The organism is Pedobacter sp. Leaf176, assembly GCF_001424305.1.
GTDB lineage: Bacteria > Bacteroidota > Bacteroidia > Sphingobacteriales > Sphingobacteriaceae > Pedobacter.
Window position 1 is genome coordinate 396,292 of record NZ_LMPD01000004.1, and the last position, 23,994, is coordinate 420,285.

Genomic DNA, 23,994 nt, shown 5'->3' on the forward strand with positions numbered 1-23,994 from the left:
ACCATGAAGAAATTTCTGCTGGTTTTAATCTTATTACTTCAGATGTTTTCTGGCGAAGCCCAGGATTTATTAAGTATTCCTCAAATTGTAAACTATAATAACGAACAGTACAATGGTGGTATTCAGAACTGGGATGTTCAACAAGACAAAAATGGAATTTTATACTTTGGCAACAATGAAGGCCTCCTGACATTTAACGGCCGGTATTGGAATATCTACCGCTTGCCAAACTTTACATCCGTCCGCTCTATCGGTATTGATTCAAAGAACAGAATATACGTAGGTGGTCAGGATGAAATAGGCTATTTTTTCCCCGATGGTCATGGCATTTTAAAATATACTTCCCTGCTAAATTTATTACCTGAGAACTTACGCAAAATTGCAGACATCTGGGATATTGCCGTTGTTAACGATGAGGTTTTTTTTCGTTCTGTGAGCGCAATTATTCATTTTAAAGACGGCATATTAAAAAATTACAAACCAGTTGAAACATGGTCTTACTTAGGTAAGGCAAATAATAGAATATATGCACAAGCTAAAAATGCAGGTTTGTTCTTGTACGATAAGGAGGTGTGGAAGCCGGTTTGTACAGCTCCTTCACTAAAGCAATTTGCGATAACGTCAATAGCTGCCTACCATGGAGATACGCTGTTGGTATCGACCCTGAAAAAAGGTTTTTTTTTAATTTATAACAATCAGCTTTTTCCGTTTAAGACTAAACTCGATAATGTCTTTTTTAACGACAGGATATTTTTTGCTAATCAGCTTAGCGAAAACCTTTATGCAGTTGGGACAACTTCGGGAGGAGTTTATTTGATGAATAAAAGCGGCGAGCCAACACAGAAATACAATTATAGGGAAGGCTTGCAAAACAATAATGTACGGGGTATATTGTTGGATCGTGATAAAAATATGTGGTTGGCTTTAGACGATGGGATCGCTTATGTAGCAATTAATAGTGCCATTAAGAATATTTCGCCAGATAGGAATAAACAGATTACGAGTTATGCATTCGGAAAAATAAATCAAAATATTTACATCGGTACATCTAACGGACTTTACACTTCTAAAATCAATACCAGTGCATCAGATTTAAGTATGTCAACTTCTGCTTTTGAAGAAGTGAAGAATACAAAGGGCCAGGTTTGGGGTCTGCAGGAAATCAATAATCAATTATTAATGGCGCACGAAGATGGCGCATCCATCATAAAAGAAAATGTTGCCATACCAGTTTATGCACTTCCAGGAACGTGGATGTTTCAACCACTTCAAAATGTTTTTCCTGCCCTGAACATTCTTGCCGGGACCTACCAGGGCTTGCAAAGTATAAATTATAAAAATGGGGCATTTATAAATGGGGGTAAAATCGGTGGTATAAATGAAACCTTAAGATTTATTGTTGTTGATAATAATGACAACATCTGGGCATCACATCCCTATCACGGTGTATACAAAATTGAACTTTCAGCAGATAAAAAAAAGATAAATAAAACCACACTTTTTTCTGATAAAAACGGACTGCCATCCAAATTGTATAATTACGTTTTTCGTGTAAAAAACAGAGTTGTAATCGCTACGGTACGAGGTATTTATGAATACGATGCGGTTCACAATCATTTTTCAAGATTTAAAATGTTCGGTGATGCCTTAAACGGCATTTCGATACAATTTTTAAAAGAAGATGATAATGGAAATGTCTGGTTTGTGAGTAATAAAAAAGTTGGCGTAATTGATTTCCATAAACCATCAGCCAAAAATGCATTTACGATCATTTATTTACCAGAGCTTGATGGAAAAATTGTTGGAGGTTTCGAATCGATTTATACGCTTGATAACAAAAATGTTTTTATTGGAGCGAACAAAGGTGCTTACCACATTAACTACGCAAAATATGTAGATAATCGAGTCAAACCGCGTGTGCTTATTGGCTGGATTAAATTAACAGGACAAAAAGATAGTACCGTATTCGGTGGCTATTTCACCAGAAACGGATTTACAATCAACAAGCAAGATCTTTCTAAATTACCGGAATATAAAAATTCATTAAACTCCATCCATTTCGAATTCTCTTCCACTTTATTTGAGCATGAAAAAAATACGAAGTTTAGCTATCAGCTGGTCGGTTTCGACAATAGCTGGTCCGCATGGAATTCTAAAAGTGAAAAAGACTACACAAATCTTCCCCATGGCAAATATACATTTAATGTGAAGGCGAGAACCGATGCCGGGAATGAATCGGATGTAGTGAGTTATACTTTTGTGGTTTTGCCTGCTTGGTACAGTACCATATGGATGAAGGTTGCCTACCTGATAATTATCGGCTTACTTATCAGATTACTCATCATATGGCAAAAGAAAAAGCATATAAAGGAGCAGGAAAGAATGAGTTATCTGCATCAATTAGAGTTAGATAGAACAGAGCAGGAAATTATCAGGCTTCAGAATGAAAAGTTGGAAGCTGAGGTCAATTATAAAAGTAAGGAACTGTCTACCATGACCATGCATTTGGTGCAAAGGGGAAAGGTACTTGCAAAAATAAAGGAGGTAATTTCATCTGTCATAAAAAACCAGGAAAATGTTACTGAAAATTCACCGAGCTTCAGGCACCTAATCAGGCTGATTAAAGATGTCGAGAAGAAAGATCAGGAACTGGATCATTTAAGCGTTCATTTTAACCATGTGAATACAGAATTTTTTAATAAGCTAAAAGATTTATATCCTGATCTGAGTCAAAACGACCTGAAATTTTGTGCCTATTTATGTATGAATTTATCTTCAAAAGAAATGGCACAGCTGATGAACATTACAATAAAAGCCGTAGAAGTTGGCAGATACAGGTTGAGAAAAAAGCTTAATCTTAAGCCTGAAGTAAATCTATATGAGTTTTTGATGGACATTTCCCGAAAGAAATAGGCTCAAATTGCTGATTTCGAATGTTCTGTAGTATATTTCATCGTTTTGCTGTATATTTTTAATTATCAGCAACTTAACGTATTGTTGTAGTGCTTATGTAGGGTCTAAAGTAGGGCCAATGATAAAAAAAATACGCTTTGTAGTGTTTGTGTAGCACGGCAATATTACACAATCTTACTTCTCCTCAATAGATTTGAAATGAGTTATGGCACTAACCATACTCGAACTAACCAAATTTTAACTTAATATTATTTTCTATGAGAAGAAGATTTACACTCGTATTCTTCATTTACTGTATCATGGCATTTCCACTAGCACTATTTGCGCAGGATATTGCCGTTACAGGAAAGGTAACAGACCAGAAAGACGGCAGTCCCCTTCCGGGCGTTACGATCAAAGTTGATGGCACAACTAGAGCCGCTTCCACTGATCCAAATGGGTTTTTTTCTATTCAGGCGTCAGTAGGTGCAAGATTAACCGTAAGTTTATTAGGTATGGTTACACAAACCATAACTGTGCCTGCAGGCGGCAGGGTTAATGTAGCATTGGCAACCGACAGTAAAGATTTAACTGATGTTGTCGTTGTAGGTTATGGTACACAAAAGAAAAGTGTTGTAACCGGAGCAATATCCAGCGTAAAAGCAAAGGATTTGGAGGCAATGCCAATCAACCGCGTTGAGCAGGCCTTGCAAGGAAGAACTTCAGGCTTAACAATTGCTGCGAATAATGGTCAGCCGGGTACGGCATCCACCGTTAGGGTAAGGGGTTATACTTCATTCGCTTCATCAGGTAATAATGATCCATTATGGGTTGTTGATGGTGCAATTGTCGATAACGGTGGTATTGGTTACTTAAACCAAAATGACATTGAGTCGATTGAGGTTTTGAAAGACGCAGCGTCGCAGGCAATTTACGGTGCCAGAGCTGCAAACGGCGTAATTATTATTTCAACTAAAAAAGGTAGAGCAGGTGGTCTGTCTATAAACTACAATGGTTTTTATGGCACCATGGCTCCTGCAAAAAAGCTTAATCTATTAAATGCTACACAATATGCCACTATAAGGAATGAATCGGCAGTCAACTCTGGTTTAGCAGCTCCCTATGCAAACCCGGCTGCATTTGGTGAAGGCACTGATTGGCAATCTGTAATTTTTAACAATGATGCCCGCAGACAAACACACGAATTCAGTATTTCCGGAGGAAGTGAAAAAGCAACATTTTATACCTCTTTTGGCTACTTGGATGTAGATGGTATTGTAGCAAGTCCAATCTCTAATTTTAATAGGGCCAACATTCGTATCAACTCTACTTTTAAGCCGGCAAAATGGATTACAATTGGTGAAAATTTAGGTTACAGCCATTCGGTTAATCAGAGTTTGGGAAATACAAATAGCGAGTTTGGCGGACCGCTAAGTTCTGCTATTAACTTAGACCCAATTACACCGGTAATAGAAACAAATGCTGCGGCTGCAGCTGCTTCCCCATATACAATTGCAAATGTCATAAGAGATCCGGCAACACGTTTTCCGTATGGTATTTCTCCGGTAGTAGGGCAGGAGATGTCTAATCCATTAGCTTATATTCAAACCAGATTGGGCAATTACGGCTGGGACCATAACATTGTTGGTAATGCTTTTGTAGAGGTAGAACCCATTCAAAATTTAAAATTCAGAACCCAACTATCGACTAAACTGGCTTTTTATGGTGCAGAATCATTTACGCCATTGTTCTACTTGAATTCATCAAGCCAAAATAGTAAAGCATCTTTTAACAGGGAGATGAATAACATCTTAAACTATAACTGGGAAAATACAGTGAGTTATCAGAAATCATTTGGTAAACATCATGCTTTCGCAGTTTTAGGTCAAGGATATTATATGGATAACAATCAAAGGGGGATTAATGTAAATTTCCAAAATGTTATTGCGACCGATTTTTATTCAGCAAATATGCAGTATAAGCCAGTAACGGCCGATATTCTTGCTGGCGGTTATGATAACACATTACATGTTGTAAATTCATTATTTACCAGGGTTACTTATGATTACGATGAGAAGTATCTCTTCTCCGGTGTAATTCGTCGTGATGGATCTTCCCGTTTTGGAAGTAACAACAGATTTGGTTATTTCCCTTCCGCATCAGTAGGTTGGGTGCCAACAAGAGAAGATTTCTGGCCAGAGAACAAGATAATTAATACGTTAAAATTACGCGGAAGTTATGGTGTTACAGGTAACGATGCAATCGGTGATTTCCGTTTTGTTTCATTAGTTGGTAGCGGACGTAACTATTCATTCGGTACAACTGATGTCAGTACGATTGGATGGAGCCCGGCTGCTTTATCAAATCCTGATTTGAAATGGGAAGAAACCCGCCAAACAGATATTGGTTTTGATATGAATTTTTTAACCGATTTTAATTTAAGCTTCTCTTGGTATAAGAAAAAAACAGTGGGTGTGTTGCAAACACCTGACATTCCATTATATGTAGGCGCGGCAGGTGGTGCGGCGCAAAACATTGGCGATATGCAAAATACAGGCTTGGAATTTGAACTGGGCTATCGTAAAAAAATCGGTGAATTCAACATTGGGGTGAATGCGAATATCTCAACCTTGAAAAATAAAGTGACTAAATTATTGCCCGGAAAAGCATTCATTGAAGATAATGCACAAAGTTTCCAAACAATGGGTAATTTCACTCGTACAGGTTTAGGCCGTGCTTTTAACGAATTTTATGGATATGAAAGCATTGGCATTTTCCAAACTCAGGCAGAAGTTGATGCGTACAGAGGTCCGGGAGGAACAATTTTACAACCTAATGCAAAACCTGGTGATATTAAATTTGCCAATCTTGATGGAAACGAATCTATAACAGCTGCAGATCGTACCTATTTAGGTAGTCCACTTCCAACATTCACTTATGGATTAACGATAAACTTAGGCTACAAAAACTTTGATTTAACTGCTTTCGGTAACGGTGCTGGTGGTAATATGATTTTTCAGGGTCTGCGTAGGTTAGATGTAACATTTGCAAACTGGCAAACATCAATTCTGGATCGCTGGACGCCGAGCAACCCTTCGGCAACTCAACCAAGAGTGGTACAATCTGACCCGAATGGAAACAATACAAAATTTTCTAAAAAATATTTAGAAGCTGGTGATTATTTTAGATTAAAAACACTTCAGCTTGGTTACAATCTGCCAACAAACTTCATTCAAAAAATCGGTGCACAAAAAGTTCGGGTATACGTAATGAGTGAGAATCTTTGGACCATTACCAATTACACTGGTTACGATCCTGAAATTGGCGGAACTGTGCTTGGTGTAGATAGAGGAGTTTATCCTCAAGCTCGTTCATTCATGTTTGGTTTACAAGTTGGATTTTAAATTAATTAAAAATGAAAAAGAATATTTTATGTTTTGCAGCTTTAGTAGTTGCTTCACAACTGATAGTTTCTTGCCAAAAACAGTTGGATGTTAATCCAAGAGAGCGTATTTTGGAATCAGGCTATTACAAAACGCCACAACAGGCATTTAATGGCTTGGTTGCCGTTTATGACCAATTAGGCAATCAGGGTTCTGGTTACATAACTAAACTTAATATTTTCGCCTCGGGCTCTGATGATCATTATGCAGGTGGTGATTCACCTTCAGATTTGGGTGATTTACAAGCCATGAACAATTATACGGTAACCTCACTCTCTGGTGCGCCCAGTTATTTATGGGGAAAAGGTTTTACCGGAGTTTACCGGGCAAATGTGCTGCTGGATAAAATTGAAAATATCCAGATGGATGCAACAACAAAGGCAAGGTATATTGCTGAAGCAAAAGCTTTGCGGGCAATCTTTTACTTTGATTTGGTTCGTATTTTCAAGAACATTCCGTTGATTTTGAAACCAATTGCGCCTGCTGAAATGTTTGATGTTGTTCAGGTGCCTGCTGCTGATATTTACAAGCAGATTGAAGCAGATTTAACTTCATCACTTACAGCTTTGCCAACAACTATTCCGGTTGCAGAAAATGGTCGTTTAGGTCAGGGTGCAGTGCATGCTGTTTTGGGTAAAGTTTATTTATGGCAAGAGAAGTGGGCTGCCGCGGCTGCTGAATTTGCTTTGGTAAATGGAACAGCACCGGGTGCCAGTACTTACGGTTATAAGTTGTTACCTAATTTTGCAGATTTATGGAATGTTAAAAACAAATTCAATTCCGAATCCGTATTAGAACTTGCTTACAATACGACATCAAATATGGGTTGGGGTAATGTTGGTAGTGGTGAGGGTAACGTAATGGGCATTCTTGTTGGCCCGCGTAATTACGTGCCAAAAGTCCCTGCCCAGGCACCAGATTATGTCTCGGGATGGAGTGTTATGCCAATTACACAAGAATTATTTGATTTAATTCATTTCGACCCCCGCAATAAACCAACAGTGGCAAATTTAGATAGTTTGGAAAAAGCTGGAATCGTTACTTATAAACACGCTAACGCTAATACGGGTTATTTTGTAGAAAAATATGCTGGCAGAGTATCTACCAAAGCAGCTTCTGGCCAGTTGGAGTTGAACTTCGGTCAAAATATGTATGAAATCCGTTTAGCCGATACTTATTTAATGGAAGCCGAAGCGTTGTTGAAAAGCGGTGCTGCGGTTGGTGCAGGTTCAAGAGCATACATCATGCTTAACGCAGTAAGGGCTCGTATAAATTTAAACCCTGTTGCTGTTACAATGGATAACATTATGAAAGAAAGACGTCTTGAGCTTGTTGCAGAAGGACAACGTTGGTTTGATTTAGTTCGTTGGGGTTTAGCGCCTTCAAAATTGGCTTTCAAAGGTTTTGTGGCCAATAAAAATGAAACGCTTCCAATTCCTGAAAGAGAGTTGGCAAATTCAAAAATTCTTCAAAGCAAAGAGTGGGGCGGTACTAAATAAATATTTAATGGGGCAGGCGTTTGTCTGCCCCTTTTTATTATAATTTTCGTTGGGCTATCGCCTAACAGAAGCACCCCGGCTTATTAAAAGATTGATCTTCTATAATCTAACACCTGTCGTTATGAAATTTAAAGCGATAAGCTATTGCTTTACTCTTATTTTAAGCTGTGGTATCCTAAAATTGTCAGCACAAGATGCTACGATTTGGCTAACCAAGGCTGATCGTTCGATTTTGTTTACCAGGCAGAATCAAACAATAAAATTCTCAACAGCACAAAATTCCAGTCCAACTATCGTCGTAAATGATAAAGAAACTTATCAGCCGATTGATGGATTCGGATATTCGCTTACTGGTGGAAGTGCGCAGCACATTGTTAAAATGTCCCCATCAGCAAGGGCTGCACTACTTAAGGAATTATTTGCTACGGATGGGAATAACATTGGCGTGAGTTACATCAGGCTAAGCATTGGCGCGTCCGACCTGAATGAAAAAGTATTTTCTTACAATGATTTACCTGAAGGTCAAACCGACCTGGAGCAAAAGAAATTTGATTTGGGCCTCGACAGGGTTGATGTGATTCCGGTAATGAAGGAGATTCTAGCTATAAACCCTAAGATTAAAATTTTAGGTTCGCCATGGTCTCCTCCCTTATGGATGAAAACAGCTTACGACGCCCGTGGCGGTATGTTGAAGCCTGAATATTATGCCGCTTATGCCACTTATTTGGTTAAGTATGTTCAGCAGATGAAAAAAGAAGGAATTACAATCGATGCCATAAGCGTTCAAAACGAACCTCTGCATCCGGGTAATAATCCAAGTTTATTGATGGTTGCTCCTGATCAGGCTATTTTTGTAAAACAGAATTTAGGTCCAGCATTCAAGAAAGCTGGTATAAATACCAAAATCATAATTTATGACCATAATGCCGACCGCCCGGATTATCCAATTACCATACTTGATGATAAGGAAGCCAGAAAATACATCGAAGGTTCTGCCTTTCATTTGTATGGCGGTAAAATCGAAGCTTTAACAGATGTTCATAATGCGCACCCTGATAAAAGCATTTACTTTACCGAGCAAATGGTGGTGGAAAGGCCAGGTTCATCAAATATTAACATCATAAACCCCGTTAGCCGCTTAATTATTGGTGCCACACGCAACTGGGCAAGAAATGTTTTAGAGTGGAATTTAGCCGCCGATCCGGAGAACAAACCTTTTACAGATAGAGGCGGTTGCCCGACATGCCAGGGTGCCGTTACCATTGATAAAGATAATGTAAGTAGAAATATTGCTTATTATTCTGTTGCACACGCATCAAAATTTGTTCGTCCGGGTTCCGTTCGTATTGCCTCAAACGAAACCATTGGTTTACCAAATGTTGCCTTTAAAACACCTGCCGGATTAAAAGTTTTAATTGTGGCAAACACGGGAAAAGAGGCTCAAAATTTTAATATCAGTTTTAACGGTAAACAGGTTGCGGCAACGTTAGGTAAGGGCGATGTTGCAACTTATATCTGGTAAACGCCCTACATCTAACCGAAATATTGAATTGAAAAAAGAATTATATGTCTAACAAAACATTTATAAACCAGCACTTAGGGCTCAAAATTTCTATCTCCTGTAAATACATTTTATTTAAAGTCTGTTTTATATTAATCACATTTAGCGGTTTTTCTCAAGGTTTTTTGAAAGCAGATGGAAAACGTATTGTTAATGAAAAAGGCGAAAATGTTTTGCTTCGAGGATTTGGTCTTGGCGGATGGATGTTACAGGAAGGATACATGCTTAAGATTAATAAAGACGGGCAGCAATACAGAATCCGTGAACGTTTAGAAGATTTGATGGGCGCCAGGCAAACCCAGGAATTTTACGATGCCTGGTTAAATAACCATACCCGAAAAATCGATATTGATTCCTTAAAAGCATGGGGATTTAATTCCGTTCGGCTAGCTATGCACTATAACCTTTACACCTTGCCGGTTGAAAAAGAACCTGTAGGGGGAAAGAACACCTGGATTGACCGGGGTTTTGCTTTAACAGATAGTTTGCTCTCCTGGTGTAAAGCAAATAACATGTATTTGATTTTGGATTTACATGCTACACCTGGCGGGCAAGGAAATGATACCAACATTTCAGATAGAGATCCTTCCAAACCGATGCTTTGGGAAAGTGAAGCTAACCAGCAAAAGATGATTGCACTTTGGGCAAAACTAGCTGACCGCTATAAAAATGACCCTTGGATTGGTGCCTATGATATTATAAACGAACCGAATTATGGCTTCTCTAATCCCGCGGAAGATAAGAATGGTACCAAGGAAAAAGTTAATGCACCATTGAAGAAATTGATGGTCGATGTCACCAAAGCCATTCGCGCCGTTGACCAAAAACATATTATAATTATAGAAGGAAATGGATGGGGAAATAATTACAATGGCATTTTTCCGCTATGGGATAAAAATATGGTTTTAAGTTTCCATAAATATTGGAATTATAATGATCAGGCATCAATCGCTCATATGGTAAAAGCCCGTGAAGAGCAAAATGTACCGATTTGGCTAGGTGAAACTGGTGAAAATTCCAATACATGGTTTACAGACGCTATTCGTCTTCTCGAAAAAAATAATATTGGCTGGGCATGGTGGCCACTAAAAAAGGTCGGATTTAACAATCCGATGGAAATAAAATCGAATCCCAACTACAATGCGGTTGTCGACTATATGAATAAAGGGGGCAATAAACCAAAAGAAAGCAATGTATATAGCGGCATGATGGAGTTGGCCATTCACACTAAATTAGAGCATACGATTATTCACAGAGACGTAATTGATGCGATGATTCGCCAGCCACACAGTGATGAAACGAGACCGTTTAAAGCGAACCTAATAAAAGATGGTTCGATAATTTATGCAGTGGATTACGATTTAGGAAAAAATAATAGCGCCTATTTCGATTTGGATACGGCAGATTACCACACAGTAACTAATAAAAGAACGGCTGGTAATCGTGGCAGGATTTACAGAAATGATGGTGTTGACATTGTCAAAGATTCTGCCCGATATGAAAAATATTTTGTTACCAGTATTGAAAAAGGAGAGTGGCTGCAATACACATTGAAGGTTGCCCAGAAAGGAAATTACACGCTCAGATTTAATGTCGCGTCAGCAAACACCGGGGCTAGAATTTCCCTTTTATTAAATGGAAAGGTTATAGCAGATAATATTGATGTTCCAAATACAGGCGGCGCTAAGAAATTTGCGACTTTTGATGTGAAAAATTTAAGTTTAGGTAGGGGAAAACAGGTTTTAAAAATTATTTCAGATGTGGGAGGCTATAATTTTAGCTATATTCAATTTATAAAATAACGGAAATCTGGTGTTCAAAGGCTATAAGCGACTATTATTTATTCTTGGCTGCATGGCCGGTTTAATTTTGATCCTTTCCAGGTGCATGAATGCTGCGAATGAAATACCCCCTGATGTGCGTGGGGAAAATTATACGGGTGCTGCAACTTGTGTTAAATGCCATTCGAAAATAGGCGATTCATTTGCACATAATGCCCATGGCCTCACTTCCTCGCCGGCGAACGAAAAGCTACTTTCGGGATTTTTGGAGACTGATTCCAATTCTTTTGCTTTTAACGACAAGATGAAAGTGAAAATAGAAAGGCGTGATAGTGGAATTTTTCAGGTTGCTTATATTGACGGTAAGCAAGTTCGGGCGGAAAGATTTGATGTTGCCTTCGGTTCGGGTGAAAAAGCTTTTACTTATGCTTACTGGAAAGGTAAAAAGCTATTTCAGCTCCCGCTGTCTCACTTTGCTGCAATTAGAACCTGGGCGAATAGTCCTGGTTTTCCAATTAATAAAATGTATTTCGATCGGGCAATTACAAGCAGGTGTTTGGAGTGCCATAGTTCTTATATCTCATCAGAAACAAAACAGGTCTCTGCACTGGCAATGGATGAAGATATGAAGCGCGGATCATTGATTTACGGTATAGACTGCGAACGTTGCCACGGTCCGGGTAAACAACACGCAGTATTTCATCTTGAAAACCCCGAAGAAAAAAAGGCTAAGTTCATTGCCATTTATAATACATTGAGCCGTAAACAAAAAATGGATGCTTGTGGTGTTTGTCATTCGGGTAATACACTTACAACCATTCAGTCGGTTTTTAATTTTAAACCCGGCGACGATTTGAATGATTTCTATGCGCAGGATTTTGTTTCCTTTGGTGGTGCAAATCCAGACGTGCACGGAAATCAAACATCTATGTTACAGGGTAGTTTGTGCTATCGAAAAAGCGAAATGACTTGCCAGTCTTGCCACAATTCGCATGATAACATAAAAGGAAATATGCCCATTTATGCTCAACGCTGCATCAGTTGTCATCAAACTCAGAAACACAGCGTTAAAACATTAAAACGAGGGGTTTTAAAATCAAATTGTGTAAACTGCCATATGCCAATGCAGCCTTCAAAACTGATTTCTTTTCAAACAGCCGGAAATAAAAATGTGAATCCCTATCTGTTGCGATCACATCATATCGGCATTTATCCTTAATATTTACAATATTATTCGCGTCTTCTGCTAAAAATGTAGTGCCTGACTGAAAAGGACTTGTATTTCGTACATTTGACATAATCGTTAATCAGATTTAGCCGATATGTCCTTAAAGATTTACTTTTCTTTCCTGCTTACATTTATTTTTATCCAGGTGATTTTTGCGCAAAGCAGATACAATCTAAGTGGTACAATCAGAGACGCGAATACCGGAGAAACATTAATTGGGGCTACGGTAAGGTTAACTGGAAAAACCAGTATAGCAACTTCTACCAATAATTATGGTTATTATGCTTTAACCCAGCCGGAAGGTGAGTATGATGTTATCATTAGTTATGCGGGTTACGTTTCTGCGGTTAAAAGGATCATCCTGAATAAAGACATTAAATTTAACGAAGAACTCAAAAGCGCAAATGATTTGTCAGATGTTACTATTAGCGCAAAGAACCGGAAGAACGAAAACGTTAAAAGCGCGCAGATGGGTTTGGAGCGTGTAGATATGAAATCATTAAACTCCATACCAGTTTTGTTGGGAGAGAAAGACATCCTGAAAACGATTCAATTATTACCAGGTGTAAAATCGGGTGGAGAGGGTAATACAGGTTTTTATGTTCGAGGGGGTGCAGCAGATCAGAACCTGATAATCTTAGACGAAGCCGTTGTTTACAACTCATCCCATTTGTTAGGCTTCTTTTCTACGTTTAACGCCGATGCCATCAAAGATGTCAGCTTGTACAAAGGCGGTATGCCGGCGCAATATGGGGGGCGTTTGTCTTCTGTTTTAGATGTTAAAATGGATGACGGAAACAACAAAGAATTTCGTTTTCAGGGCGGGATAGGTTTAATTGCTTCAAGGTTAAAAGCTGAAGGACCAATTGTTAAAGATAAAGGTTCTTTTATGGTCAGCTTCAGAAGAACCTATATTGATCTGTTTCTACAGGCTTCTTCAGATTCATCTATTAACGGTAGTACCCTGAATTTTTACGACATTAATGCAAAAGCCAATTATAAAATTGATGATAAGAATACCATATACCTTTCCGGCTATTTTGGGAAAGACAATATTGGCGTCAAAGATTTGTTTGAGAATAACTGGGGAAATGTAACGACTACGTTGAGGTTAAATCATATTTTTAGCGATAGACTTTTTTCCAACACATCATTAATTTACAACAACTACAATTACACGGTACGACTGTTAAATGATGTCACAAATTTCAAAGCGACATCTCTGGTAAGGGATTTTAACCTGAAGCAGGATTTTCAGTATTTCAGTAATAAACATACAGTTCGTTTTGGCTTAAACGCGACACATCACCGGATTTCGCCGATAGATATTACCACCACACAAACATCGCAGGTTAATCCATTGTCACAGGAGAAGCGTTATGGTCTGGAAAGTGCATTGTATGTTTCAGATGAATGGGCAGCAACCGACAGGCTTAATTTTTTATATGGCCTGCGCGCAGCGGCATTTTCATTACTCGGTCCCGGTAATTTCAGTACTTACAATGCATCGGGAAATATACTCACAACAGAGCCGGTTGAACGCGGAAAGTTTTATAAAAACTACCTGAATTTAGAACCGAGGTTTTCTGTGAGTTATCTATTTAATGATGAAAACTCAATAAAAGCCTCTTACAATCGCAATACACAGAATATTCACATCTTAACAAACGCCACTTCGAGTTCGCCAACAGATCAGTATGTTTTGAGCAGCAATAACATAAAGCCTGAAATTGCCGACCAGATAGCTGTTGGTTACTTTAAAAACCTTCAGGAGAATAATTATGAATTGTCGGGCGAAGTTTACTATAAATGGCTTCAAAATCAAATTGAGTACAAGAATGCGGCGCAGTTACTAGCGAATTCGAGTGTAGAGTCAGAACTGCTTTACGGAACAGGCAGGGCTTATGGTTTGGAATTATTTTTTAAGAAGAAATTCGGAAAGTTAAATGGATGGATTGGCTATACTTTATCAAAAACGGAAAGAAAATTTGCGGAATTAAATAATGGCAATTACTTTCCGGCAAGACAGGATAGAACACATGACATTTCCGTTGTCGGTATATACAACTTAAGTAATCGATGGACTTTTTCCTCGAGCTACATCTACAGTACGGGAAATGCAGTTACTTTTCCGGCTGGAAAATACACAATTGGAGGTCAAACAGCTTATTATTATACGGAAAGAAATGCCGGAAGGATGCCATATAATATGCGTTTAGATGTTAGTGCAACATTAGAGCCCCGCAAAAGAGGGAAGTACGAATCGAGCTGGAACTTCGGTATTTATAATTTGTTGGCTAGAAAAAATCCATATTCAATAGAATTTAAGACTGATCCTACCAATCCAAATAAAACCATTGCGGAACAAACCTCACTATTCGGACTTATTCCTTCGGTAACCTGGAACTTTAAATTTTAATCGACATGAAAAAAACACTCACATACTTGTGCTTATTAAGCCTGTTTTTTACTTCCTGCAAAAAAATTATTTCTATCGATACAAATGATGCACCACCACAAATTGTTATTGAAGGAAAAATAACGGATAAATTAGCTGTTCAACAAATAAAACTCACAAAAACTGTTAGCTATGATGCTGATCTGAATTTCCCTGCTGTTTCCGGCGCTACGGTAAGAGTAGGCGACAGCAGAGGTAATAATTATATTTTTACGGAAACCGCTCCTGGCGTTTATACGAACAGAATGCGAGGTGTTTCTGGTGTAACTTATAATCTTGTAGTAAATGCAGATGGGCAAAACTATACAGCGAGTTCAAGAATGCCGAATAATGTAAAGTTAGATTCTATTGGCGTGGTTCTGAATTCTTTTTTTGGTAGCGACCGGAAGACAGCCGTTGCATACCTTGTTGACCCTGCTGGTGAAACTAATTTTTATCACTTCAACTTGTATGTTAACGAATACCTTTCTCAACGGTTTTACGTTTCTAACGATCGCCTTACTAATGGAAATCCTTTACGCGTACAGTTATTTTTTAAGTCGAATAATAATAATAACGATAGCGACGAACTGAACAGCAACGATAAAGTAAGGATAGAACTCGAATGCATTGATTCAAACGTATTCGATTATTGGTATGCATTAAACGAGCAATCGGGCCGGGGTCCGAACCAGGGGACAACACCGGCAAACCCAACGTCCAATATCTCAAATAATGCATTAGGCTACTTCAGCGCACATACTTATCAAACGCTTAATATGGTTGTACGTTAATAGAACGGGGAAACATCCATTGGAATTTGGTGTTAATATGATATGAAAGTTTTTATTAGCGGAAATATAGCCGAGAGCGGTATTAAAATATTAGAACAAAACGATATCGACTTAATCCGTTGGACATCGCCCCGGCAAATCAGTGCCCGGGAATTAATTGATGCCTGCCAGGATGTTGATGCTTTGGTAAGTGTTGGCCCTAATAAAATTGATTCTGCATTCCTTAATGCCTGCAAACATCTTAAAGTAATTGCGCTGCACTCGGTTGGTTTCGATAATGTAGATGTCGAAGCAGCAAAAAGTTTAAAAATACCAATAGGGAATACCCCCGGCGTTTTAAGTGGCGCAACGGCTGATACCGCTTTTTTATTAATGCTGGCCGTATCGAGAAAGGCTTTCTACCTGCACAAAAAAATAATTAACGGGCTATGGGAAAACTATGAACCTACGCCGGAACTGGGTATCGAACTCAATGGTAAAACCTTAGGTATTTTTGGAATGGGCAACATCGGACTGGAAATGGCGAAGAAATCCATTGGTGCTTATGGAATGCAGGTAATTTACCATAACAGGCATAAAAACGAAGCAGCAGAGCGGGCAATTGGCGCAAAGTATGTTTCCTTTGAAGAATTAATTGAACAAAGTGATGTAATTTCAGTTCACACAGCATTAACATCTGAAACTAAAGGTAAATTTAATCTAGACGTTTTCAGGAAAATGAAGACCCAATCCATTTTTATAAATACGGCTCGTGGCGGAATTCATAACGAAAACGATTTGATCAAAGCACTGGATGAAAAGTTGATTTGGGGTGCAGGTTTGGATGTTACCAACCCAGAGCCTATGGATAAAAATAACCCATTATTAAATATGGAGAATGTCGCAGTTCTGCCGCATATAGGTTCTGCAACTCAGGAAACCAGAAGCGAAATGGCTAATTTAGTTGCTAAAAATATCATTGCCGGTTTAAAAGGAGAGGAATTGCCACATCAGGTATAGTAAAATTATGTTAATTCTTAATTTAAATAAAGCATCATATTAATTTGTAATATTAAATTTCAATTTTATATTTGTTCATCTCATCTCTCAAAACAAAATCTGAATCTAAATTAACAATGAGGAAAAACTATGCCCTGTTAAAGCGCTACACAATTGCTTTAACTTTACTGCTTACTGCAACAATTATTATTTATTCCTGTAAAAAGGATAATGCATTTTCCAATCCGGAAACTATAACCGCTAAATTATCAAGCTGGTATCAAAACCATAGGAGCAACCAACAGGATACAACTAATTTATTTGGTACTCTAAAACCGAATTATTCCCAAACATTGCTTACTGTTGTGAATGGACAGAACATTGTTGAAATTTCTCTGGAAAACAACAATAAAATAGTGACTTCGATAAATCCATTGGAAAAAAACACGATTCTGAAAGCGCAAAAACGAATACCCGTTTACTGTTGTTTGATGATTTGACAAAAATACATGGCGCTTACATGCTGTTAAATGGTATTGCAAGTAAGCCTTTAAGCGAGCTTCATTACAATAATTTAGCCGATTTTTCAGGAACTGTTTATTTTTACAACCTTAATAATAATTTTAGCAACGGCTATGTTTTAAATAAAGGGGAAGTGGTTGAAGTTTTAAGTATAGCGCCTAAGGATTACGTTAGCACCATTAAAGATTTAAAATCCGGTATTGGCAATAAAGCAGGAGAGCGGTTAATGTATGTTGCACCACCAGGAGATAACTGTAACTATCAAATAGCCGATGTATTTCAGGAATTTTGCTCAACTATATATGTTGACCCGGCAACAATCGCTTTTAACAAAAACACTGAAACGTTAAAAGATAAGTTGCTATCAACTAATGGAGGTACCACAACCTGTGTTTGGCGTTATGTTGGTTCATTTGATATTTTAAGGTGCGGAGGAGCGCCGGCACAACAGCCTCTTTATAATCCCCACACGGCTACTGGGGGTTCTAGTGCAAACACTGAAGCACCTAATCTTGTAACCAAAACAATTAGAACAGATAGTAGTATCAGCAATAATGAAAAGGCTAAATGTGCACTATCAAAACTCTTAAACAAAAACACTAAATTCGATTCACTAATAAAAGCATTTACGGGCGCCGGTTATAATTTAACTTTTCAAGTGAAAGATCTTCAGCCCGCAGGATACGTTAAGAGGAAGAACAACATATGATCCATCAAATAAAACAAATATTTATTTGACTCTGAATCGGGCGTTTGTTAATTCAGCACCTCCCATTCAAATTGCAAAAACATTGCTGCACGAAGCCTTTCATGCTAATTTAATGCAGAGAGCTTACGAAGTATTTGGTTCTGCTGATATCAATGCAAATTGGGTACGAAAACCAGAAGATATGAATTTGAATGAGTTGATGGATATTATGGAAACCAAAATTAACGGGACTGGACTGCAAAACGTACACCATCAATATATAGCTAAACATATCAGTGTATTAACTAAAGGACTAAGAGTATTTGCGCAAAAATATGATGCAAATTATAGTAATTATAATGACAATCATTTTCTCGGTCTTGCTTGGGAGGGTCTTGATGATACTGAGTATTATAAAAATAATGTTAAAAATTCGATAGTTGATTATTTTGGCCGAAATGAAATAGCTGATAATGCTTTTAGAAATCTACGGCCGATAATAATATCAGATTCTCAAGTGTCCTGTAGTATACCAATGGTGATAGAATAATGAAAAAAACAATAACTTTTCTTTCGCTACTCTTTGTGTCAGTAGTAGTTTATAGCCAATCAAAAGGTATAACGCCCATGCATAAATTTTTACAGGATTTCGCAGATAGTACTATAGTTATAGAATATCCTACTCAGTCTTATGACTCACCTGCCTACAAAATACTAAGCAAAACACGTGGTATTGTGAATTGCTTTGTTTACCAAGCAATTGATAGTGGTTTAAATAAGCTGTATCAGAGAAAGACAGTTCAGATACCTGACACTTTGAGGGCCTTTCTACAGTTAAAGAAGAATAATTTCCGGAATAGCCTTGCAGATATTAATATATTTTTCAACGTTTTAAAAGTAAACGCCGATACAGCAAAAAAAATATGGAAAGATATTTCAAAATATAAGCCATGGCAAATGGTTGATGATAAAGCTTACGCAACCTGCCCTCCCGGCACCAATTATGCGGTTGTTTTGGATGATGGGTATAAAATTATGCATTTAGTCACCAAAAAAGAAATTAAGACATTAATTTATTACGCCCCTGAATATTATGAGGAACAATGCCCGGGAAATAAAAATAGGCAAGCGATTATTTCGATAAATTCAATTTTTTATAAGAAAATACCGTTTAGGTAAGTGTTGCGAGGTGTTTAAGGTAGGCGTAATTTGAGAAAATGGATAGTAGTAGAATAATTATGAAGTTATCTGTTTAAGTTTATTTATCCTGATTAGTTCAGTAATGCAGATTCGAACCCAAACGCCAAAATCTGAATTAATAAAAAATACAAAAGGCATAACACTAATGCATAAATTTTTTCAGCAATATACAGATAGTACGATTATCTTGGAGTATCCACCACAATCTAATCCGCCACGTTATAAAATTATAAGTAAAACAGATGAACTTATTAGCTCCTATACTTACGAGCCAACAGATACTACCTGGAAGAGTATTTCAAAGAAGTAAAGAATTTTAAGGTATCCTGTAGCATACCCATGGTTAGTAGAATAATATGAAGAAAGTAATTTCAATTTTATTAATCTGTTTGACACATGCACTTGTTTTTAGTCAAGAAAACGATGTATTTTTAAAATATAGTCAAGGAGTCACCCCTTTACATAAATTTTTTCAGCAGTATGCTGATAGCACTATCATTATCGAGTACGCTAATGCAACAGATGGTAAACCATCTTCTTACAAATTGATCAGTAGAACAGGTGATTTTGTGAATACTTTCTACTATAGGCCTATTGATACCGCGTATTATTCTTCTTTCAAGTTAAAAAAAGATTTTAATGTTGTTCTTTGGACTCAGCTAATGGCTCACAAAATCGGATTTGCAAAGACCCCACCTGACATAAATATATTCTTCAATATTGTAGCCATAAATCCCGATACTGCTAAAAAAATATGGAAAAACATTTCAATATATAAACCATGGCAAATGGTTGATGATAAGGTTTTTGGTCGCGGCTGTAAAGGCATTCCTGATGATTTAGCTTATGATGGTGGTGGCCCCCAAATTATTCACTTTATTACCAAAAAAGAAATTAAAACTCTGGTTTTCTGGTACCCGGATTACTATGAAAAACGTTGTCCAGGTAACAAAAATAGGCAATCTGCTATTGCAATAAGTTCAATTTTTTACAGACAAATACCCTTCAATTAGTGTTCTAAAAAACAATAAGATGCCCTTATGCCAATATGGTAAATTTAATAATTTCGAAAAAGGATATTTGGGCGAATTATACTATGTATCGGATTTCTACGAAACACAATGCTCTGGATGTATACTTCGTTTAGAATATCAGGTATTACAAGTTGTTATATGAATATGTTTTATTTAAAATGCCATTAACATATTAATCTAAGAAGTTGTAGGTCTAAAATTTACTCCATAATTAGCTCCTCAAACGTCGGTCATTCGCCTTTTTTGAATAATTAATTAAAAAATATTTATTTTGACTGCAAATGGCAACATTTGTTGCTTAACTGAATCCGTAGCTTTAAGTATTAAATTAATCTATTTAACAGTATACCTGAAAACCGATCGTCCTATATTTCCGTTTCCGTCTATCCCTTCAACAACAACTTTATATTGGCCTTTGCCATCGGCATTGAAGAATTCGAATGATGTAACACCGGTTTTATCGGTGCTGAGCTTTGGATTCCAGTAAATGGTGGTCCTCAAATCATTCCGGTTTAAATTAGCCGCTACATCGTATTTTGGCATGTAAAACTGACGCTCTTTGTTATAGCCCTGGGGTGAGAAAGTAACTTCATAGCTTTTTGGCAGCATATCCATTAACTGGCTTTTCGAAATTTTAGTTCCTTTTGGTGCTTTCTTCTGATTAATAACAATTACACCATTGATATTATTGGCCCTGTTTACCAAACCCAGCTGATCTCTCAAGAAAATTTCAACGGATTCTACTGTAGCGGGATCTATTGTGTTTAGTTGGTTAACATCCATAAGCATTCCGTTTATAAAAATACCCATAGGGGTCTTGTTTCCCTGGTTATAATCTCTCGTAACATAGAAAAAATTATCAACGTAAGTTGTTCCTGTAGCCATCGTTTGAAGGCAATTGATAAATAGATTACAGCCCGTTAATCTATCCCCGGCAATCTCATGGTCAGCAATTGCAGATAAACCGGACAGGGCAGGATAATCCTTATGACTTACTTTAGGAATGGCTGCCGCCTTGATGGTAACATCTTTTAAGGTGTGTAAATAGGAATACTGTTTTTTACTGTTATCCAGATATGTGTTTAATGCACTATCTATATTCAATACTTCTTCGGCTACACCAAAATTCCTGCTCAAAGCGGGTACAGCCGTGCCGTTCAAGTTTAAAGTCATGTTTTTATAATTTACATTATACTTAGCCGTAATCGTAACCTTTGATGAGTCATTTAAGTTCAGGTTTGAAAATTTGAAATTTCCTACCGGGTCGGTTGTGCCTTCCTGGTTAAATCTTTTGTCCGGAATGGTTAAAAGCAATGAGCCTTTTCGAACCGGGATGCCGTTTGATAGTCTTAAAACGCCCGAAACTTCAATGCCTTGCTCTGGTGGAAAAGTAATTCTTGGCAGCTTGTTTTCAATAATGTCGGTATAAGAGTAGGTACGGTATCCTTGTGTTAAGAGCAATACATCAAGATCGGATTTTTTTTTGGAATCGGGCGTTCCAAAGTAATAATTTGGTTTTTCGACATAACCTTTTATATCGCTGTTTAACAGCAAGCTTGTGAAAATTGTGGTTGAACCATCGTCGTTGAACGGAACTTTAGTTTCATCGATAACGGATACCGAGAAATTACCTTCGGTAGGCTGTCCATCTTTTTTTGCGTTAAGACTTATTTTTACCTTCTTCTTAGGGCCGTATGTTGCAACCGGACTCGTCAGAGCCAGCGACATTAGGTTCTTATTCTGGACAAAAACCAAGCGCTCGCTCAATGGTCTTCCGCTCTCTGCCATTAGTGTAAATTGAGCAATTCCCATCGGGAATTTGCTTTTAGCTATGGATGTACCGTATTCTTTATTGGATAATGTAGTTTGTGCCCCATAGCAGATTACACCTTTACTTTGAGCAATCAGGTAGAGTTTTTTTCCTTGGTTAGCTTGGAAAAAAGCGTCGTTTGATAGGATTTTTATAGAAATATTATCCGGATCTGTGTTGTCTGCAGTTATGGTAATTCCTGATGGTGTAACAGTAGGTAGATTAACATTTTGAGTTGAGCCATCTGAATAAGTCACAGTTGCCTTATACGTCTTTCCAGCTTCCGCCAATAAATTAAATGAGCCCATTCCCAAATGCTGAGCCGCGAATGTTGCTACCTGCTTACCATCACTATCTGTTACAATACCTTTGGAGTTAATGCCTAAACCATCGCTCTTAACCGCTTTAAAACCTATTTTATTCGTTAGTCCTGATATTAAGTTTCCTCCCTCCGGAAAGAACTGAATGTCTTTGTTAATCACGGCATTTTTTAACGGGAAGCTGCTGCTTACAACGTCCTTTTCTGTTGTGTTGATGCTTGTAATTAATTCGCCCTTCTGAAGCTGATATTCTGCTTTTTGGTTAGCAGTCATACTAATGGTCAAGAATCCGTTTGCATCAGTTGTGCCACGCCCTCTGGCGATAGAAGTGTAACTTGTAACCACTTGCCAGGTTACATTTTTATTTGCAAAGGGTTTGTTGTTGATGTCTCTAAATTGCACCCTTGCATCAATTTTCTCTTGTTTATCATTTGATAAATTTTTGTAGCTGATGTGGGTTTTCACTTCTTTATCAATCGCTTCTCCGATATAAAATGTTTTATTAAAAAATGCAGGGTCGTTTGAATTCAACATCCAATTTGTATAGGCCCTGAAATGATAATTCCCCTGTTTATAACGTTCCATAGTTAAAGGGACGTTACCTTCCGCTAAGCCGCCAGTTACGGGTAATTTAACCGTTTCCATCAACGAGTCGCGTTGATTTATCACATCAATATATACAATTTTGCTTATCCCGGAAAGGTAATTTTGATTTTCGGTAAGGTAGACCTTGAGCCATACCGTATCGGCAACAGCATAATATGGTTTATCGAAATGAATATGAATTTTCTCCGCTGGATAATCCGTTAAAACCTTGTTTGTTTTAGAAATTATAGTATTGATACTTACCGTATCCGTTTGAGCTGATGAAGAAAAATTTAATATAAATAAAAAGGAAAGGATTAATGAAATTCTAAAAATCTTCATGAACAGGAAATTAATTACAAGATTGTAAATATATCCATTTATAAAGAGAGCACATAGTATGCGGGAAGGTTTAACACTTTTTTACATAAAAAAGCGGACGCTGCATTTAGCAAGTCCGCTTTCATATTATATTTTATTGAAATTGACTATTTGTATTCAATCAGAAACTCTGACAATGGTTTACGAACCTTTTTGAGGTTTGCCAACCAATCGTTAGCTTCATCTCTGTAACCTAAAGGTAATAGCGTTACACTTTTCAAACCTTGTTTATTTAAGCCTAATAGTTCGTCGAGTTCAGGCCCGTTAAATCCTTCCATTGGTGTTGCGTCTACTTTTAATAGAGCAGCTTCTGCCAGTGCGATACCGAAGCCGATGTAGGCCTGACGGGCAGCATGATTGAAGTTTTCTTCAGCAGTTTTTGATAAAATCGTACTTTTTAACTGTGCTTTGTAAGCGTCGGTCGCAGAATCTGGCAAGCCCCGCTCCGCATTCATCCGACTAAATACTTCATCGATTCCTTCCTCTGAATAATTCTGAAAAGCCGCAAAAACCAATAAGTGAGAAGAATCTATAATTTGAGATTGATTGAAGGCGATAGGGGCAATTTTTTCTTTGAGCTCCTGATTGGTTATTACAATCACCTTAAAAGGCTGTAAGCCTGATGAAGTAGGTGCTAAGTGCGCTGCGGCTATAATTTTATCTACCTTTTCTTGTTCAACAGGCTGCCCATTCATTTTTTTAACGGCATAGCGCCAGTTTAAAGCTTCTAATAAACTCATATTTCTTTCGTATTTGTATCAATTAATTAAACAAATATGCGAATAGTATTAATATACTTTATTGATGTATGGTAATAAAGCTTTTCTGATGGTTAGTGGGA

Annotated in this window: 17 protein-coding genes; 15 read left to right on the forward strand and 2 right to left on the reverse strand. The window is 37.6% G+C overall.

Annotation, left to right across the window (positions count from 1 at the left end; all coding sequences use genetic code 11):
- Positions 1-3 precede the first annotated feature (3 nt).
- From ASF92_RS14210 to ASF92_RS14280, 15 genes are all read left to right on the forward strand, one after another.
- Positions 4-2,913 carry a triple tyrosine motif-containing protein gene (locus ASF92_RS14210; protein ID WP_056094289.1) on the forward strand — a complete coding sequence of 970 codons (2,910 nt, stop codon included), beginning with the start codon at positions 4-6 and terminating at the stop codon, positions 2,911-2,913.
- 257 nt (positions 2,914-3,170) lie between these two features.
- On the forward strand, positions 3,171-6,296 hold the full coding sequence (locus tag ASF92_RS14215) for a TonB-dependent receptor (RefSeq protein ID WP_056094292.1): 3,126 nt from the start codon (positions 3,171-3,173) through the stop codon (positions 6,294-6,296).
- Positions 6,297-6,307: 11 nt separating this feature from the next.
- A complete protein-coding gene (locus ASF92_RS14220; protein WP_056094295.1) occupies positions 6,308-7,834 on the forward strand; it encodes a RagB/SusD family nutrient uptake outer membrane protein in 1,527 nt (508 codons plus the stop codon).
- Positions 7,835-8,015: 181 nt separating this feature from the next.
- Positions 8,016-9,356: a glycoside hydrolase family 30 beta sandwich domain-containing protein gene (locus tag ASF92_RS14225; protein ID WP_231729824.1), complete on the forward strand. Its 1,341-nt coding sequence runs from the start codon at positions 8,016-8,018 to the stop codon at positions 9,354-9,356.
- 44 nt (positions 9,357-9,400) lie between these two features.
- A complete protein-coding gene (locus tag ASF92_RS14230; RefSeq protein WP_082489567.1) occupies positions 9,401-11,197 on the forward strand; it encodes a cellulase family glycosylhydrolase in 1,797 nt (598 codons plus the stop codon).
- Between the two features lie 52 nt (positions 11,198-11,249).
- Positions 11,250-12,395 carry a multiheme c-type cytochrome gene (locus ASF92_RS14235; protein WP_056094302.1) on the forward strand — a complete coding sequence of 382 codons (1,146 nt, stop codon included), beginning with the start codon at positions 11,250-11,252 and terminating at the stop codon, positions 12,393-12,395.
- 103 nt (positions 12,396-12,498) lie between these two features.
- Positions 12,499-14,823: a TonB-dependent receptor gene (locus ASF92_RS14240; protein WP_056094306.1), complete on the forward strand. Its 2,325-nt coding sequence runs from the start codon at positions 12,499-12,501 to the stop codon at positions 14,821-14,823.
- A gap of 5 nt (positions 14,824-14,828) precedes the next feature.
- On the forward strand, positions 14,829-15,635 hold the full coding sequence (locus tag ASF92_RS14245) for a DUF4249 domain-containing protein (protein WP_056094311.1): 807 nt from the start codon (positions 14,829-14,831) through the stop codon (positions 15,633-15,635).
- Between the two features lie 42 nt (positions 15,636-15,677).
- Positions 15,678-16,634, forward strand: a complete 957-nt coding sequence (locus ASF92_RS14250; protein WP_056094313.1) for a D-glycerate dehydrogenase — start codon at positions 15,678-15,680, stop codon at positions 16,632-16,634.
- 116 nt (positions 16,635-16,750) lie between these two features.
- Positions 16,751-17,113, forward strand: a complete 363-nt coding sequence (locus ASF92_RS14255; RefSeq protein ID WP_157263894.1) for a hypothetical protein — start codon at positions 16,751-16,753, stop codon at positions 17,111-17,113.
- Positions 17,110-17,844: a hypothetical protein gene (locus tag ASF92_RS14260; RefSeq protein WP_157263896.1), complete on the forward strand. Its 735-nt coding sequence runs from the start codon at positions 17,110-17,112 to the stop codon at positions 17,842-17,844. Before ASF92_RS14255 ends, ASF92_RS14260 begins: the two co-directional genes overlap by 4 nt.
- An 82-nt stretch (positions 17,845-17,926) precedes the next feature.
- Entirely contained in the window at positions 17,927-18,373 is a 447-nt protein-coding gene (locus ASF92_RS14265) for a hypothetical protein (protein WP_157263898.1), read from the forward strand.
- Positions 18,373-19,002 carry a hypothetical protein gene (locus ASF92_RS14270; RefSeq protein ID WP_157263900.1) on the forward strand — a complete coding sequence of 210 codons (630 nt, stop codon included), beginning with the start codon at positions 18,373-18,375 and terminating at the stop codon, positions 19,000-19,002. Before ASF92_RS14265 ends, ASF92_RS14270 begins: the two co-directional genes overlap by 1 nt.
- 166 nt (positions 19,003-19,168) lie before the next feature.
- Entirely contained in the window at positions 19,169-19,333 is a 165-nt protein-coding gene (locus ASF92_RS14275) for a hypothetical protein (protein ID WP_157263902.1), read from the forward strand.
- 46 nt (positions 19,334-19,379) lie between these two features.
- A complete protein-coding gene (locus ASF92_RS14280) occupies positions 19,380-20,036 on the forward strand; it encodes a hypothetical protein (RefSeq protein ID WP_056094331.1) in 657 nt (218 codons plus the stop codon).
- 354 nt (positions 20,037-20,390) lie between these two features.
- Here ASF92_RS14280 and ASF92_RS14285 read toward each other — a convergent pair whose 3' ends face one another.
- Positions 20,391-23,114 carry a hypothetical protein gene (locus ASF92_RS14285; RefSeq protein ID WP_056094334.1) on the reverse strand — a complete coding sequence of 908 codons (2,724 nt, stop codon included), beginning with the start codon at positions 23,112-23,114 and terminating at the stop codon, positions 20,391-20,393.
- A 146-nt stretch (positions 23,115-23,260) separates the two neighbouring features.
- Entirely contained in the window at positions 23,261-23,893 is a 633-nt protein-coding gene (locus tag ASF92_RS14290; RefSeq protein WP_056094337.1) for an NAD(P)H-dependent oxidoreductase, read from the reverse strand.
- Positions 23,894-23,994: the final 101 nt, after the last annotated feature.